Raw genomic sequence first — 16,148 nt, forward strand, 5'->3', positions numbered from 1 at the left:
GTGCTGAAGGCGAGCGCAACACTGCCATGGCATGGACATATCATTGACGTTGACGTTAACTGGTGCGAGTGAAATGACAACGACAAGAGATAACGCCATGCCAGCACCGCTCAGCCGCTTTCCGGTACCCGAATCGATCCAGGATCTGCCCGAGGACATACGCGATGCCATTCTTGCCGTGCAGGAGAAAGCCGGCTTCGTGCCTAACGTCTTTTTGATGCTGACGCATCGTCCCGACGAGTTCCGCGCCTTCTTCGCCTACCACGATGCGCTGATGGAGCGGGAGTCCGACACCCTCACCAAAGCGGAGAAGGAGATGATCGTGGTGGCCACCAGTGCCCGCAACCGCTGCCTCTACTGCGTGGTGGCCCACGGCGCGCTGGTGCGTATCTACAGCAAGGATCCGCTGCTGGCCGACCAGGTGGCGATCAACCACTGCACCGCGCCGATCAGCGAGCGCCACCGGGTGATGCTCGACTTCGCCCTGCACTGCGGCCTGGAGGTGGGGGAACTCACCGATGAATGGCAAGCGCGCCTCACCGAGGTCGGCTTCACCCATGACGACATCTGGGACATTGGCGCCATCACCGCCTTCTTCAGCCTCTCCAACCGCCTGGTCACCCTCACCGGCACGCCGCCCAACCCGGAGTTCTACCTGATGGGACGGGTGCCGAGGGAGAAGTGAGGGCTCAGCACTCCATTCTCAAAGTTGCGGGACGGGTTGCCGAGCTGGGGCAAGCTTAGAACAGGGGCTGATCGGCTGCATACCGGCAACGACAAGTTGTTCTTTGATCGCTCCACACAGCTTGCAGGTGTAAGCCTAGCGACTGCCGCACTTTCGACCAGAGTCGCTCGGCCATGGTAGCTATTAATTCTGAGCAAGTCGAAAATACCTTAGACACAAAGTATGTTGTGGCGCCTTCTGCCCTTGGCGACGTGCTGGCGGCTCGGCGTTGTGCCTCAGGAGAAGGACTGGGCACAGAGACTAAACGCTACGGTTGACTATGTTATTTACATGCATCAAAAAGGTACTATGCTATCCTTCGTCAGCGGCAATACAAGAATGACAGGCCAAACGTGCTAAGTGATTTATCAGGCGGTAGTATGTCGCCGACATCAAGAGCTTGGGCTGTAGCGTTTTAATATGAAAAAATGTATGGAGTCATCAATGTCTCAAAGCGCGGCTCCTATTAAAGAAAAACTTTCCCTTGTTATCGATTCACTAGGGGGGGCGGGATTTAATCGTGCCATGTTGGCTTACCTTTCCGGCCTGTTTGGTAACCTCAAAGGCTTGGCGCTGTGCTACCACAAGAGTGCACGTCCCGAAATGTTGGTTAACCAAGTGCTTGATGAACGCGTTCAAGAAATCTATCTCAGTGGCCTTTACGTTCTTGATCCACTGAACAATGTAACCCGTGCTAATTTTTCCGCCGGCGTCTACAGCTTCAATAAAAGCTTCGAGATTGATAGTGATAAAATTCGCTATCAAGAAGAAGTGTTTTATCAAGCTCGTATCAGCGACGAATTGGCATGGCTGATTATGATGCCGGATACCAGTATGTTGGCGTACTGTCTTGACAGGCCGGATGCGCAATTTTCAGCAGAAGAGATCCAGATGGCAAAATCCGAGCTACCTGTAGTCAAGGCTCTGGTTGGGAAACACTTCACACTGGAGTTTCTGCGTAAGCTTAAGGAACAGCCTGGGGCCTTCACGCAAATTGAGCGCATTCTTCACCTAGATAGTGAGCGACTCGTTGAGTCGTCACGCTGGCATGCTGAGCTTATCACCCTCAGCGATGACGACAAGGCTCGCATCGAACAGGAGGCGCTAGCCGTTCGGCGTAGTCTCGGCTACCGGGAAACGATACTGGAGAGCGAAGCCGTTCTTACGACATGCCTTGTCGCGCTGGAAGGAGGGCGCTATCTACAGCAGCGCATCCGGCCCACCAACAGCATTAGCGTCGAGCACTACAAGGTCATCATCCATCGCGCACTGGTGCAGTACTCGATATCGGATCGTGAGCGCGACGTGGTCTTTCTCTCTCTGCTTGGTTATCCCAATTCGTTGATTGCCAAAAAGCTGAGTATTTCCAGTGGTACGGTCAAGAATCACAAGTACTCAATCTACAACAAGCTGGATATTACCTCCGAGCGCGAGCTGTTCAACCTAGTCTTGAAGAACATCGTTGGCGTCGAGTTCTGAGCAATGAATAGCCGGTGCGCTGTCGAGTGCACCGGCCTGGGGCAAGCCAAAAAGCCTGTTACGTGCGCGACGCCTGCAGGACGCGGGCTTGCTGGTGCCTGGCCAGCAGCCAGTAGGCGCCAGCGGAGACCAGCATGGCTGGTAGCGACGCGGTCAGATAACTGAACAGTGTCTCACCCAGCGTGAAGCTGATCCAACTGGCGCCACTCATCCAACCGCCAAGAAATAGCCACACCACGCAGCCGGCCGCCATGGCCACGAACGCCTGAGGGTGCCAGCCACTGCGATAACGATAGGGGCCGTTCTCATCGTAGCAGGCTGTAACATCGATATGCTGATGGCGAACCAAGAAGTAATCGCACATCGCCACCGCCCAGTAGGTCCCCACGATCAAGCCAACGAACAGCATGATGAAGTCGAATAGCTCCTGCAACGAAGTGCTGAACACCAGTACCGAGGAGGGCACTGCAACGATCAGGCAGGCCATGCGAAAGCTGATGTTTCGTGTGATGGAGACGATCGCGGAAGAAGCCGAATAGACTAGTAAGGCAACACTGGTGATAGTGCCCAATATCACGATCATCAGTGAGGAGATACCTAGCCCCAGCTGCGTCGACCATACTACAGGGTCCAGCTCTCCAGTGATCAGGGTGGCTAGGCCGCCGACGATAGCGAACAGCGTGCCCACCACGGCCAGCCCCAGGAACGATGCCCAGTAGGCCGAGCGCTCCGAGGTAGCAAAGCGAGACCAGGCGCCCAAGTAGGGAAGCCATGCAATGGCATAAGCGAAACATAGTTCTATCGCCAGGCTTGCGCCGAATAGCGTAGCGCCCTGCTCGATGCCATCCAGTTCGACGCGATTGGTGGTCAGGATTCGCCACAGCATGTAGAGCGTGAATAGGATCATTATCGGTGCAGTCACGCTAAATAGTTTGAACCCCACGCTGGGTTTGATCGCAATCAGTAGCAAGGGAATCACGATGCCGATCAGCAAGGCATACACGCCATAGTCGCCGCTAAAGCCGGCGACACCAAGGTGGTCGCTCATGATCATGGTAGATGCCGAGCCGGTCATCGACGACAGAATGCCTACCCAGCCACAGGTGATCAGGAAGATGATGATGCCGCCAATCGAGGCGCCTTTCATGCCGAAGGTTGGGCGGAGTGCCACGACCTCATCCAGCCCATAGCGCGCCGACTTCTGGCAGGACAACGCACAAATGATGTAGGCAAAGGCGTTGGCGGTAATAGATATCCATATCGTACCGGCCACTCCTAAGTCGAAGGCGTAATAACTACCGACCAAAAAAGAGGCCAGCAGCACATTGCCGCTTGCCCATAGCCACAGCAGTGGCAGAAAGTTAGCGTCGCGCTGTCTGATGGGAATAGGCGAGTTAATCTTGTCCATGCGTTGACCTCATGTAACTTCAGTACGGCCGCATTGTTGCACGCTGGTATGGCGGCTTGTAATTTCACTAAATGAATGCTGAGAGAAGGTAGGTGAGTACCAAAAAAGAGCCGCCTATGGTAAACAGAAGAATATGGTCTTTGCGAGTCACGGGATAGTGGCGGTTATCCACATGTTCGGTCTGGAAGCTGGATTTGGAAGGTAAGTCGCTCATGAAAATGCCCTTGTTGTGGTTGATGTTCTGGACGTAGCCGATCATGAGTTAATAACTAGCATGGCCACCCTAGGCTCACAATGTGACTACGGTCATGCTGACGCCATACATTGAAAAGGCTAGCTTCAAAGCACCAACGACAATCCACTTCTCGATGTGGCCGGTGCGCTAGTGTCGAGGGTATGAGGAGCACATCAATGAGCGAAGCCAAGTTCGAACAATTTGAAGGATATTTGCATTCAGGCGGCTTTCCAGGCGCTTTTCTCAACGCGCGTCGCGTCGTACCCAGTGAGGAAACGCTGGCTGCGCATACCGGCAGCGTTGCCTTCATGGGGGTTCCGTTCGATGGCATGTGCATCAGCCGAACCGGTACCAATCACGGCCCCAAAGCCATTCGTGAGGCAAGCGAACAATTCTCTTCCTACAATGCTAGCCTCGGAATAGATCTGCGGGATAGCTTCTCATTGATCGATTGTGGCGATGCGCTGGTAATTCCGGGATCGGCGCAAAAGACCTTCGAGAAATTCGAGTCCACGCTGGATGTCATGTACCGCCACGGCATTCTGCCGGTGGTCTTCGGCGGTGACCACTCGGTGGCCATCCCCAACGTGCGCGCCTTCGCCCGGCACCATCGTAATCCTGGGCTGATTCTGGTTGATAGTCACTTCGACACCGCCGAAGACCTGGGCGGCGAAACCCTCAGCCACTGCTGCCCCATCACGCGTGCCGTTGACGCCGGCTTCGATCCGCGCAAGATCGTCATCTTGGGAATCAACGGCTGGATGAATCCGCGGGTGGAAGAGAATTACGCCAGCCGGCACGGCATTACCGTCATCCACCTCGAAGAAATTATCGAGATTGGCGTCGCCGCCGCCGCCAGCAAGGCGCGGTCCATCGTTGAGGAGGGCACCGGTGGCGTCTACATGACCTTCGATATCGACAGCATTGATGCTGGCGCCGCGCCCGGCACAGGGGTGCCGGCGGTGGGCGGGCTGACATCGCGCGAGGCCATTGCGCTAGTACGCGAGCTGGGGCGAGCGGGCGGCGGACTCAAGGGCTTTGACCTGATGGAAGTGTCGCCCTCCTACGATCACGACGCTATCACCTCGCGTCTGGCAGTATGCCTGACTCTGGAAACGCTCGGTGCGATTGCCCAGGCGCGTCGCTAGGGGAGTGAGCATGCCGACATCTACCACCCTGCTACTTTGCCAGCCCCCCACGGGGCTGGCCTGCGTCGAGCGTCTCGAATGGATCGAGCAGGCGCTGGCTTATCCTTCAGTGACTACGCACAAACTGGTAGTGTTTCCCGAGCTGTTCCTGAGCGGCTATGTGGCCAGTGTTCTCGACCCCGCTGCCGCCTGCCGGCAAGACCAGGCGCTGCTGGAGGAGATTCGGCACCGCTGCCGGACGCATCGCGCCTGGGCCGTGATCGGTGCCGTCACCCAGGAAGCCAACGACTATCGCAACAGCGCTATCTGCATCGATGCCGGTGGCGTGCAGCAGGCCACTCACCATAAATGCCGGCCCTTCGGCCAGGACGAGGAAGCCGCCTTTACGGCCGGGCAAGGGCTCACGCTCGTCGATACGCCCCTGGGGTGTACCGGCCTGGCGATCTGCTTCGATGTCGAAGACCCGCAGCTCATCGCAGAGTACGCCGCATCGGGCGCCGAGTGGCTACTTGTCCCCACGGCCAACATGCGGCCCTACACCCTGGTGCCCGGCGTCAAGGTGCGCGCCCGGGCACTGGATAACGGTCTCTCGATAGTCTACGCCAACTATATTGGCCAGGACGGTGAACTCGACTTCCCGGGAGATAGTCTGGTTGTGGGCGAGCAGGGCGAGATCCACGCCCAGCTAGGTGCGCGACCAGGGCTGCTGGCCATGCAATACTGGCCCGGTTAGTGCGTTGGGCAGGTTTGTCACCGAGGCGAGGGTTCGTTAGCTGCCGCGGCACGCCTCCAACAGCATCAGTACCGGTTCGAGCTGGCTGACGTGTAGAACGAGTACGCTATCACCGGATGCCCCATCGGCGGGGCACACCACGGCGAACTCGCCCTCTTCGAGATGGAACTCGTGAATCTCGCGAGCGCCATCCGGTGTCAGGCAGTGGATCGAGCGGTAGCTGTCGTCTTCGCCGTAGGTCAGGCGATGATAGACCTTGAAGAAGGTGTACAGCGAAAGGCCGCGCTCGAAGGCGGGCCAGCGGGCGGGAATGGTGTGCGTCTCCTCGTCGAGCACCTGCCCCTTGGCCTCGGCGGCGGCGATGGCGTCGGCCAGTGGTCCGGCCAGCAATGATGCCTCATCATGCGGTAGCGGGGCGGCTTTCTCAAAGGCCTGCTTGAAATGCAGGCGCACCCGATCGAGTTCGTCGAGCGAGGCAATGCGCTTGTCGCTATGAGCCAGATCGGCCGGGTCGAAGCCGCCATTCTCCCAACCATGAATGACGCGCAGCGTCAGATGGCCGTCAGCCAATGGCTCGCAGACCAGCGCCTGCAGCGCGACCCGCAGGTGCAACTGGCGTTCGATGGCCAGGTTGTCGAAAGCGGAGTAGGGCTCGGCAAAGATATGATGAAGGCGCCCTGGGGCGTGTTCCTTGGCTTCGCTGAATGGCATGTCAGATTCCCTGCAGGGAGGAGTGTCTGGTTTTTTCGTTGTTATATCGGTTATATCATTCCAGGGGCACGAGTTCATATCGGCCCGTATGGGGCTGGCTTGAGCCTCGCGAAGAAAAAATTCATCCACTGTCGCCAGGGGAGTCTCGCCGCGGCGAGGCTGAGAGAGCGCATAGGCTGACCCTGGAACCTGATCCGGTTCATGCCGGCGGAGGAAGTGCGACATGTCCTACCTGACGTCTGCCGTACTCGGCACGGCGCTGCTGTGCTTTGCTCTACTGGGCCTGCGGGCTCGCCGGGCCGATGGCCCACTCGACGATTATGTCACTGCCCGGAATTCCCAGTCTGCCTCGACCTTGGGGTTGTCGTTCCTGGCATCTGGGATGGGAGCGTGGATTCTCTTCGCGCCGCCGGAGATCGGTGCTTTCGTCGGCCCGGTGGCGCTGGCAGGCTACGCCATCGGTTCGGCGCTGCCGTTCATCGTGCTGGGTCTCTACGGCCCCGCGATTCGTCGCTACCTGCCTGAAGGGCGCAGCATCGGAGAGTTCGCCGAGGCATGCTACGGCGCCGGCGTGCGCCGCTGGGTATCGCTGATCTCTATTCTCTACATGGCCTGCTTTCTTGCCGCCGAACTGACCGCCATCGGGGCGATCACCGCGCTGCTTTCCGACGTTCCCCCCGGGCTGGTGGTGATCGGCGTGGCCGTGACCACGTTGCTTTATACCGCCATCGGTGGGCTGCGTGCGAGCCTGGCCACGGATCGCTGGCAAGCGTGGCTGTTGATTGCGCTACTGTTGGTAGTGGGCGGCGTGGCGCTCGTGCGCCTGCCCGAAATGCCCGTCCAGGCGGCCTTGCCGGCCATCCCCGTCGGCAGCGCGCTGGGCGTGGCACTGACGCTGATCATTGCCGTGACCGCTGCCAACCTGTTCCATCAGGGCTACTGGCAGCGGGTCTGGGCGGCTCGCGACGAGCGTGCCCTCAACCGTGGTGCCTGGCTGGGCGGGGCGGCCACCGTGGCCGTGGTCGCCCTGGTGGGTGGGCTTGGCATGTTGGCGGCGATGAGTGACGTGTCGCTCGGTGAGCCGCCGATTCCCTTCTTTGCCCTGTTGGTCGAAGCGCCGGGCTGGCTGGCGTTGCCGGCCTTGGTACTGGCAGTCACCCTGGTCGCCTCCAGCGTCGATACCCTGCAGAACGGTATTGCTTCGCTGGCGGTGGCGGGGTCGGGCAGGCGAGGGTTATCCATCGGTGCGGCGCGACTGGTCACCGTGGTGCTGATGGTGCCGGTGGTGATCGTGGCGCTGCAGGGGCTCTCGGTGCTGCGGCTGTTCCTGATCGCCGACCTGTTGTGTGCCGCTATCGTGGTGCCGGTGTTGCTGGGATTGTGGCAGCGCATGACGCCTCTGGCGGCAGTGGCAGGAGGCGTGGGGGGTATGCTTGGCGCGATTCTGCCGGGCTGGGTGATGTACGGCAGCGCCACGGCGGGCGTGTTGGCGGCGAGCTTTCCCGATAGCATTCCCACACTGCCGCCGTTCCTCGGGGCACTGGTGGCTTCGACTCTGGTCAGCCTGATGATCGCCTGGCTCAAGCCCAGCGCCATGCCGCGCACCGTCTGAGCATTTGCCAGAAGGCGCCATAACGACCAACCTCAGGGGTGCGTAACCGAAACGGAGAGCGCCCCATGAGCGATACCCCGGACCCGCGCCGTCGCCACTCCGCCCCGGTGGTGGATGGTGTCGGCAAGTCTGCCAGCCGCGCCATGCTGCGCGCGGTGGGCTTTTCCGACGAGGACTTCAGCAAGCCCCAGGTGGGCATTGCCTCGACCTGGAGCATGGCCACGCCGTGCAACAGTCATATTCACGAGCTGGCCGAGCGAGCTCGCGATGGCGCTGATGCGGCCGGTGGCAAGGGCGTAATTTTCAACATCATCACTATCTCCGACGGCATTGCCAACGGCACCGAGGGAATGAGGTATTCGCTGGTCTCGCGCGAGGTAATCGCCGATTCCATCGAGACAGTGGCTGGCTGCGAGGGCTTCGATGGGCTGGTGGCCATCGGCGGCTGCGACAAGAACATGCCGGGTTGCCTGATCGGCCTGGCACGCTTGAATCGCCCCAGTGTGTTCGTCTATGGCGGCACCATTCGGCCCGGTGCCAACCGCACCGATATCGTCTCGGTATTCGAGGCCATGGGCGCCCACGGCCGCGGCGACATCGACCGGATCGAGCTGAAGCAGATCGAGGAAACGGCGATTCCCGGTCCCGGCTCTTGTGGTGGCATGTACACCGCCAATACCATGGCATCGGCCATCGAGGCGCTGGGCATGAGTCTGCCCGGCAGCTCGGCGCAGGAGGCGGTGTCCCAGGCCAAGCGCACCGATTGCGAGGCGGCCGGTGCCGCCGTGCTCGAACTGCTCGAGCGCGACATCAAGCCCGCCGACATCATGACCCGCCAAGCGTTCGAGAATACCATCACGGTGGTGATTGCCTTGGGAGGCTCCACCAACGCGGTGCTGCACCTGATCGCTATGGCCAGTGCCGTGAACGTGCCGCTGTCGCTTGCCGACTTCACCGCGATTGGCTGCCGCGTGCCGGTGCTGGCCGACCTGCGCCCCAGCGGGCGCTACATGATGAGCGAGCTGGTCGAGATCGGGGGCATCCAGCCGTTGATGAAGACCCTGCTCGAGGCCGGCATGCTGCACGGCGATTGCCTCACGGTGACGGGGCGCACGCTGGCCGAGAACCTGGTCGGAGTCGAGCCCTATCCCGAGGGTCAGCAGATCGTCGCACCGCTGGATGCCCCGCTGAAGAAGGAGAGCCACTTGCGTATCCTCTACGGTAATCTGGCGCCCGAAGGAGCGGTGGCCAAGATCAGCGGCAAGGAGGGCACCCGGTTTTCCGGCAGTGCCCGGGTATTCGGCTCGGAGGAGGAGGCCCAGGCGCGCATCGACGACGGCACCGTGGCTGCAGGCGACGTGGTGGTGATCCGCTACGAGGGCCCCAAGGGTGGTCCCGGGATGCGTGAGATGCTCACGCCGACTTCGGCGATCATGGGCCGCGGCCTCGGTAATTCGGTGGCGATGATTACCGATGGGCGCTTCTCCGGCGGCAGCCACGGCTTCGTGGTGGGGCATGTCTCGCCCGAAGCCTTCGACGGCGGCCCGCTGGCGCTGGTGGAGGATGGCGACGCCATCACCATCGACGCCGAGGCCGATACCATCGAGCTGCATGTCGATGAGGGAGAACTTGCCCGCCGTCGTGCGGCTTGGCGACAGCCCGAGCCGCGCTACACTCGCGGCGTGCTGGCCAAGTATGCGCGCATGGTCAGCTCGGCCTCGACCGGGGCGGTCACGGACCTGCCCAAGGAGCCATGAGCCAAGAACCAAGAGCGCCCCGTTTGGCTTTCCTGCAGAGCTTGGCTAGCTTGATCGAGTACGGATGCGGGGTGCCGCACCATGCGAGACGAGTCCAATCGCAACGCTCAGGGAGGTCCTATGAAAAAGGCGAGCAACAAGCAGGCGCGGGTGGAACCCATCTACGAGGCGAGCGACCTCAACCAGGCGGTAATCGGCTGGAACGTGGTCGACGAATCGGATCCCGACAACGAAGTTGTCGTCTCCGAGCACGAGACGCAGAGGGAGGCCATTCAGGCCGCCGAGGCATTCGAGCAGCGTGAGAACTGAGCGCCGCTGACTTCTCTGGCGACGTTAAAACGACGCCTCGTCCTTGGACGAGGCGTCGATGTGTCTGAGCCAATCACAACGGGAACTCGGCGGCCTAGTAGTTCAAGGCGCCTTCCGGATCGATGGTGTGATAGACGAGGCGTAGCTCATCGAGCGAGAGATGCTCGAGGCGGCCGGCCAGCAGATCGCTGATCTTCTGTGCCGGAAGCCCGGCGCGGCGAGCGATCTCGCGGCAACCGAGGTCGGATACGGCGATGAGCCGTGTAACAATGCGCATCAGGCGTGTGCGCTTTTCCAGGTCCCTGACATCGAGGTCAGGGCAACTTCGCGGGGGGTCGAGGAGTTCCGCGTTGGAAGAATGTCGTGCCGTACTCATGACGCTCCAGTGGGCGATTGCGACAACCACATCATGGGGGCTTTTCGACAATTTTGCCAGTGCCGATTCGCGACTTTTTCGTGACGCTGCGACGCATGCTGCTCAGTGCGCGCCCCGACGGCCTGCCGGGCTAAACCGACCTTGTGGGAATACCGAAAGTTGCCCCGAACGTAGAAACTGTCGATTAGCCTCTCAGCGCAGGGGCGTGCTAGCTTTTATCAGGTAAACGACCGGTTTCCCCGGTGCGTTCCAGGAACAACCATAAACGATCCGGTTTCAGGACGGAGGAGACTCATGCGCGCTCTCAAATATGTCGCGGCCGCTTCGCTGATGGCCACGGCCCCGCTGGCGGCCGCCCAGCAGCTTTCAATCGCTACCGGTGGTACGGGCGGCGTCTACTATCCCCTCGGCGGCGGTCTTGCCGAAATGATCAATCAGCACATCGAAGGTGCCAGCGCCGTGGCCGAGGTGACCGGTGCCTCGGTGGAAAATATGGGCCTGGTGTGGCGCGGCGACTCCGACATCGCCTTCGCCCTGGCGGACACTGTCTACCAGTCGTATACCGGTACCGGCGACTTCGAGGGCCGTGAACTCGACAACATCCGTGCGCTGGCTTCGGTCTACCCCAATGCCGTGCAACTGGTGACCCTGGCGAATTCCGACATTCAATCGTTGGAGGATCTGCGCGGCAAGCGTGTTTCCGTGGGAGCGCCGGGCAGCGGCACTGAACTCAACGCGCGCGCCCTGCTGGAGGCCAACGGCATCACCTATGACGATTTCACACCCCAGCGGCTCAACTTCAACGAGACCGCTGATGCCATCCGCGATGGTGACATCGACGCCGGCTTCTGGAGTGTGGGACCGCCTACCAGCTCGATTCTCAACCTGGCCACTACGCGGGACATCCGTCTGATCGGCTTCTCCGATGAAGAGATCGCCAATGCGCGTGAGGTGGAGCCTGTGTTCGCTCCCTATCAGCTGCGTGCCGGCATGTATGAGGGCATGGAAGAAGCGGTGCAAACCATCAGCATCCCCAACGTGTTGGCGGTGAGCAGCGAGATGGACGAGGAGTTGGCCTATCAGCTCACCAAGATGTTGTTCGAGCGTACCGACGAGCTGATCGCGGTGCATCCGGCGGCCAACGATACTACCGTCGAGTTCAGCATCGACTCCACTCCGGTTCCCTTCCACGATGGCGCGCTGCGCTACTATGAGGAAGTGGGTGCCGAAGTGGCCGACCACCAGCGTCCGTAAGGTCCACCCTGTCAGGCATCCACGATGCTTGCCTCGAACCTGAGCAAGAGTCGCCGTGCCCTTGGGCCGGCGACTTTCTGCGTGTTGGCTCTGTGCTGCGCCACGGCCTGGGCCGATACTTCGCGCCTGGAAGTGCTCGACGACCACGGCAAGGTGCTGGTGGCGCTGCCAATGCCGGAGGGCGAGCGCTGGTGCCTGGAGTGGAATCACTCCGTAACGGGCATTCGCGTGCAGGATTGCTATCGCCACGACCAAGGGAAGATGATGCTGGAGCGCAGCCACCAGCCGGACTTTGCCGCTGGCCTCGGCCATGTACCGGGGCGGGGCCGCCAGGTTTCGGACGGCCAGGGCGGCTATTGGATCGAGGACATCGACGAGCCGGTGCCCGGCAACCGCTATCGATTACGGGTCGGCTCCGATAGGGTCGACCATAGACTGCTGCATGAGGGGCGCCGGACCAGCCTGAGTAAAAGGGCGGCTGGCGAGCGGGTGACGATCCACCTGCGCACCCCAGACTTCACCCCCTGAGAGGCGTGCATGAGCGAATCTGCCAACCCTCCCGTCACCGTACCCGGTGGCAGTGCCATCCAGCCCCGACCGATCCTGTGGTTGATCACCCTGGTCGCCGTCGGTCTGTCGCTGTTCCAGCTCTACTCGGCGGGTATCCAGCCGCTGGGTCTGTTCTATCAGCGCAGCATCCATCTGATGCTGATCATGATGTTGGCATTCTTGATCTTTCCCGTCTTCGGTCCCCATCGCAAACGCGGCGTGCTGGGCTGGGCCATCGATGCGATCTTCTTCGCCGGCGCGCTGATCACCGGCGGCTATCTGGTGTTCTACCTGGACGAGATCATCCGTCGTGCCGGGTTCTGGAGCCAGACCGATATCATCGTCGGTTGCATTGCCACCATCACGGTGCTGGAAGCCAGCCGCCGCGCGGTGGGGTTGGGTATGACCATCATCGGCGCGCTGGCGATCGTCTATGCCTTCGCCGGACCACGTGGCGAGCTGCCCTGGCTGGGTGAGTGGCTGCCCGGTATTCTCGGTCACCGCGGCTACAACATCGATCGTGTGGTGGGCCAGCTTTACCTGGGACAGGAGGGCATCTTTGGCCTGCCGCTGGGCGTCGCAGCCACCTATATCTTTGTCTTCGTGCTGTTCGGTGCCTTCCTTGAAAGCACCGGTGCCGGCAAGTTCTTCATCGATATGGCTTATGCCGCTACTGGGCGCCAGCGTGGTGGCCCGGCCAAGGCGGCGGTCATCGCTTCCGCCGGTATGGGCTCGATTTCGGGCAGCGCCATCGCCAACGTAGTGACCACCGGGGCCTTCACCATTCCGCTGATGAAGCGCCTGGGCTACAAACCGCACCAGGCTGGCGGCATCGAGGCTGCCGCTTCCACTGGTGGCCAGATCATGCCGCCGCTGATGGGGGCCGGTGCCTTCCTGATCGCCGAGTACACCAATACGCCTTATCTCGACGTGGTCAAGGTCAGTATCCTGCCGGCGATCATGTACTTCGCCACCGTCTACCTGTTCGTGCACATCATCGCCCTGAAGCAGGGCATGCAGGGCCTGCCCCGCAGCGAGTTGCCGCAGATGCGTGACGTGATGCGCGAGGGCTGGCACTTCCTGCTGCCGCTGGCGGTGCTCGTCTGGCTGCTGGCGATGCACATGTCGCCGATGCGGGTGGGCTTCTATGCGGTCATCACCATGGTTGCCGTGGCCGCGCTGCGTTACGCCATCTGGTTCCTGTTCGTTGCGCCGCAGCAGGGCCAGCCGGTCACGCTGGCCAGTACCGGCCGGGTGGTGTGGGCCGGTGTCGTCAAGCTGGTCGAGGGACTGGAGCTGGGAGCGCGCAACGCGGTAGCGGTGTCCATGGCCTGTGCCGTGGCCGGCATCATCGTCGGCGTGGTGGGCCTTACCGGGCTGGGGCTGAAGTTCTCCGCCATGATGATGGCCTTCTCGGGTGGCAACATCGTGCTGGCTCTGGTGATGGTGCTGTTGGCCAGCCTGATCCTGGGCATGGGCTTACCCGTCACCGCCAGTTATATCGTGCTGATCGTGCTGGTAGGGCCGGCATTGACCGCTGAGTTCGGCATCCCGCTGCTGATCGCCCACTTGGTGGTGTTCTGGTATTCACAGGATTCCAACGTCACGCCGCCAATCGCGCTGGCAGGCTTCGCCGGAGCGGCAATCGCCGGTAGTAAGCCGATGGCCACTGGTGTGCAGGCGTGGAAGTTCGCCAAGGGCCTCTACCTGATTCCGGTGTTCATGGTCTTCAACCCCGAGATCATCATGGGTGGCCCGCTGCACGTACTGGCCTGGAACGGCGTGATAGCGATACTCGCCCTGGGAGCCTTTGCCGCGGCACTGGAGGGCTACCTGTTCACCCGCATGTCGTGGCTGCCGCGCATTGCCATTGCTGCCGCGATCGTGGCGGTGTTCTACCCGAGCTTCCTGGTCGAGGCCGCTGGCGTGGCGGTGATGATCGTTGCCATCGGTGCCAACTGGCTGGCCAGCCGGCGTGAAACTCACCCGGCAGGAAGCGGAGCCGTATGACGACAGCCGACCACTTCCGACAGGGAACGGTCGGCTGCCCGACTGGTCAAGATGACGGCGCCTGCGGGCGCCGTTAGAATACCTGCCCTTCGAATTCTCAGCGCCATTCCGGGAGCCACACATGCAGTCCAACGAGCAGCCACGCGTAGGTGTGATCATGGGGTCGAAGTCCGACTGGCCAATCATGGAGCACGCCGTGGCGATGCTCGAACGCCTGGGTGTACCGCACGAGACCCGTGTGGTGTCGGCGCATCGCACGCCGGACTTGCTGTTCGACTATGCCAAGGGTGCCGCTGGGCGCGGCCTGCAAGTGATCGTGGCCGGTGCCGGTGGGGCCGCCCACCTGCCGGGCATGGTGGCTTCGCAGACAGCGTTGCCGGTGTTGGGCGTGCCGGTGGAGTCCAAGGCGCTGAAGGGGCTCGACTCGCTGCTCTCCATCGTGCAGATGCCGGGCGGTATCGCCGTTGGCACGCTGGCCATCGGCAAGGCGGGAGCGACCAACGCCGGCCTGCTGGCAGCGCAGATCGTCGGTCTGCAGGATACCAAGGTGCGTGCCGCCGTCGAGGCGTTCCGCGCCGAGCAGACCCAGTCGGTGCTCGACAACCCCGATCCCCGACCCGCAGATGAATGAGCCGGCGAACCCGTATGAGCCAGCGAGAGGAGACAGCAACATGAATATTGGCGTACTCGGTGCCGGTCAGCTCGGCCGCATGCTGGCTCTGGCCGGCTACCCCCTGGCCAACCGCTTCACCTTCCTCGATACCACCGGCCATCCCAGCGCCGGGATCGGTGATGTCATGATCCATACGGATCAGCACCACTTACTCGACGACTTCCTGGCCAAGGTCGATCTGGTTACCTACGAGTTCGAACACCTGCCCGTGGCGCTGGTGCAGGCCATCGAGGAGGTCAAGCCGGTCTATCCCTCGAGCGAGGCGATCCGCATCTGCCAGAACCGCGCCGAGGAGAAGGCGCTGTTCGACCGCTCGGGCATTCCCACTCCCGCCTACCGCATCGTGGAGAGCGCCGAGGCATTGGAAGCGGCTGCCCGCGAGCTGGGCACGCCGGTAGTGGCCAAGTCGGTTACCGAGGGCTACGACGGCAAGGGCCAGGCAGTGCTGCGCGACCCGGCCGAGGCGACCGAGGCCTGGCGCAGCATCAACCACCCCCGGCTGATCGTCGAGGCGTTCGTCGATTTCGTGCGCGAGGTGTCGATCATCGCCGTGCGCGGCCGTGACGGCGAGGTGGCTTTCTACCCCATGGCGGAGAACCTGCACGTCGACGGCATTCTGCGCTACTCCCTGGCGCCGATGCCGGATATCGACGACGAGGTACAGCAGACAGCGGATGGCTACATTCGCGCGCTGCTTGACGAGCTCGACTACGTCGGCGTGCTGACCCTCGAGCTGTTCCAGACCCGTGACGGCAGGCTGCTGGCCAACGAGATGGCACCCCGAGTGCACAACTCAGGCCACTGGACCATGGACGGCGCGGTGACCAGCCAGTTCGAGAACCACCTGCGTGCCATCCAGGGCCTGCCGCTGGGTGACACTTCGGCGCGCATGCCGACCTGCATGGTCAACGTGATCGGCCAGGAGGGCGACCCGGCGGCGATACTCGCCATCACCGATGCCCACCTGCACCGCTACGACAAGAGCGAGCGCCCCGGGCGTAAGCTCGGCCACGTCAATCTGGTGGCCGAAAGTCACGCTGAACTGCTGGAAAAGGTGCACGCCTGCGCCTGGCTGCTGCCCGAGGCGCCGGAGGCGCGCTTCAGCTTCGAGGACGCGTTCTGTCAGGGCAACCGATAACGCCGCAAGACGCAACGTAGCAGGCCCCGCTA

15 protein-coding genes and 1 riboswitch are annotated in these 16,148 nt (G+C 61.7%); of the genes, 12 read left to right on the forward strand and 3 right to left on the reverse strand.

From position 1 onward, the window contains the following. Nucleotides 1–97: 97 nt before the first annotated feature. Nucleotides 98–685 carry a peroxidase-related enzyme gene (locus tag HOP51_RS14685; RefSeq protein WP_234274655.1) on the forward strand — a complete coding sequence of 196 codons (588 nt, stop codon included), beginning with the start codon at nucleotides 98–100 and terminating at the stop codon, nucleotides 683–685. A 483-nt stretch (nucleotides 686–1,168) separates the two neighbouring features. Continuing rightward, nucleotides 1,169–2,203: a helix-turn-helix transcriptional regulator gene (locus HOP51_RS14690; protein ID WP_234274656.1), complete on the forward strand. Its 1,035-nt coding sequence runs from the start codon at nucleotides 1,169–1,171 to the stop codon at nucleotides 2,201–2,203. Nucleotides 2,204–2,261: 58 nt separating this feature from the next. Here the strand turns inward: HOP51_RS14690 and HOP51_RS14695 are convergent, their stop codons facing one another. After that, nucleotides 2,262–3,611 (reverse strand): purine-cytosine permease family protein, encoded by a 1,350-nt coding sequence (locus tag HOP51_RS14695; RefSeq protein ID WP_234274657.1) that lies wholly within the window; start codon nucleotides 3,609–3,611, stop codon nucleotides 2,262–2,264. A 411-nt stretch (nucleotides 3,612–4,022) separates the two neighbouring features. Here HOP51_RS14695 and speB point away from each other — a divergent pair, with 411 nt between their 5' ends. Beyond that, nucleotides 4,023–4,994 carry an agmatinase gene (gene speB / locus HOP51_RS14700; RefSeq protein ID WP_234274658.1) on the forward strand — a complete coding sequence of 324 codons (972 nt, stop codon included), beginning with the start codon at nucleotides 4,023–4,025 and terminating at the stop codon, nucleotides 4,992–4,994. 10 nt (nucleotides 4,995–5,004) lie between these two features. Continuing rightward, on the forward strand, nucleotides 5,005–5,727 hold the full coding sequence (locus HOP51_RS14705; protein WP_234274659.1) for a nitrilase-related carbon-nitrogen hydrolase: 723 nt from the start codon (nucleotides 5,005–5,007) through the stop codon (nucleotides 5,725–5,727). A 36-nt stretch (nucleotides 5,728–5,763) separates the two neighbouring features. Here HOP51_RS14705 and HOP51_RS14710 read toward each other — a convergent pair whose 3' ends face one another. Continuing rightward, nucleotides 5,764–6,438, reverse strand: coding sequence for a hypothetical protein (locus HOP51_RS14710; RefSeq protein WP_234274660.1), 675 nt, complete (start codon nucleotides 6,436–6,438; stop codon nucleotides 5,764–5,766). A gap of 126 nt (nucleotides 6,439–6,564) precedes the next feature. Then, nucleotides 6,565–6,672, forward strand: a riboswitch (TPP riboswitch). Between HOP51_RS14710 and HOP51_RS14715 the strand changes: the two genes are divergently transcribed. From HOP51_RS14715 to HOP51_RS14725, 3 genes are all read left to right on the forward strand, one after another. Beyond that, nucleotides 6,662–8,050: a sodium:solute symporter family transporter gene (locus HOP51_RS14715; protein ID WP_234274661.1), complete on the forward strand. Its 1,389-nt coding sequence runs from the start codon at nucleotides 6,662–6,664 to the stop codon at nucleotides 8,048–8,050. It overlaps the preceding riboswitch by 11 nt. 65 nt (nucleotides 8,051–8,115) lie before the next feature. Then, nucleotides 8,116–9,807: a dihydroxy-acid dehydratase gene (gene ilvD, locus HOP51_RS14720; protein ID WP_234274662.1), complete on the forward strand. Its 1,692-nt coding sequence runs from the start codon at nucleotides 8,116–8,118 to the stop codon at nucleotides 9,805–9,807. A gap of 120 nt (nucleotides 9,808–9,927) precedes the next feature. Then, a complete protein-coding gene (locus tag HOP51_RS14725) occupies nucleotides 9,928–10,116 on the forward strand; it encodes an inositol oxygenase (RefSeq protein WP_234274663.1) in 189 nt (62 codons plus the stop codon). Nucleotides 10,117–10,210: 94 nt separating this feature from the next. Here HOP51_RS14725 and HOP51_RS14730 read toward each other — a convergent pair whose 3' ends face one another. Further along, on the reverse strand, nucleotides 10,211–10,492 hold the full coding sequence (locus HOP51_RS14730; RefSeq protein ID WP_234274664.1) for an XRE family transcriptional regulator: 282 nt from the start codon (nucleotides 10,490–10,492) through the stop codon (nucleotides 10,211–10,213). Between the two features lie 294 nt (nucleotides 10,493–10,786). Here HOP51_RS14730 and HOP51_RS14735 point away from each other — a divergent pair, with 294 nt between their 5' ends. The 5 genes from HOP51_RS14735 (at nucleotide 10,787) to HOP51_RS14755 (ending at nucleotide 16,116) form a co-directional block, all read left to right on the forward strand. Beyond that, the gene (locus HOP51_RS14735) at nucleotides 10,787–11,746 is read left to right on the forward strand and encodes a TAXI family TRAP transporter solute-binding subunit (protein WP_234274665.1); all 960 of its coding nucleotides are present in this window, start codon (nucleotides 10,787–10,789) and stop codon (nucleotides 11,744–11,746) included. Nucleotides 11,747–11,770: 24 nt separating this feature from the next. After that, nucleotides 11,771–12,274 (forward strand): DUF1850 domain-containing protein, encoded by a 504-nt coding sequence (locus HOP51_RS14740; protein WP_234274666.1) that lies wholly within the window; start codon nucleotides 11,771–11,773, stop codon nucleotides 12,272–12,274. A gap of 9 nt (nucleotides 12,275–12,283) precedes the next feature. Continuing rightward, nucleotides 12,284–14,305, forward strand: coding sequence for a TRAP transporter permease (locus tag HOP51_RS14745; RefSeq protein ID WP_234274667.1), 2,022 nt, complete (start codon nucleotides 12,284–12,286; stop codon nucleotides 14,303–14,305). 121 nt (nucleotides 14,306–14,426) lie between these two features. Continuing rightward, nucleotides 14,427–14,936, forward strand: coding sequence for a 5-(carboxyamino)imidazole ribonucleotide mutase (gene purE, locus HOP51_RS14750; protein WP_234274668.1), 510 nt, complete (start codon nucleotides 14,427–14,429; stop codon nucleotides 14,934–14,936). A gap of 40 nt (nucleotides 14,937–14,976) precedes the next feature. Further along, nucleotides 14,977–16,116 carry a 5-(carboxyamino)imidazole ribonucleotide synthase gene (locus HOP51_RS14755; protein ID WP_234274669.1) on the forward strand — a complete coding sequence of 380 codons (1,140 nt, stop codon included), beginning with the start codon at nucleotides 14,977–14,979 and terminating at the stop codon, nucleotides 16,114–16,116. Nucleotides 16,117–16,148: the final 32 nt, after the last annotated feature.

This window comes from Billgrantia zhangzhouensis, from assembly GCF_021404465.1.
GTDB classification, from domain to species: domain Bacteria; phylum Pseudomonadota; class Gammaproteobacteria; order Pseudomonadales; family Halomonadaceae; genus Halomonas; species Halomonas zhangzhouensis.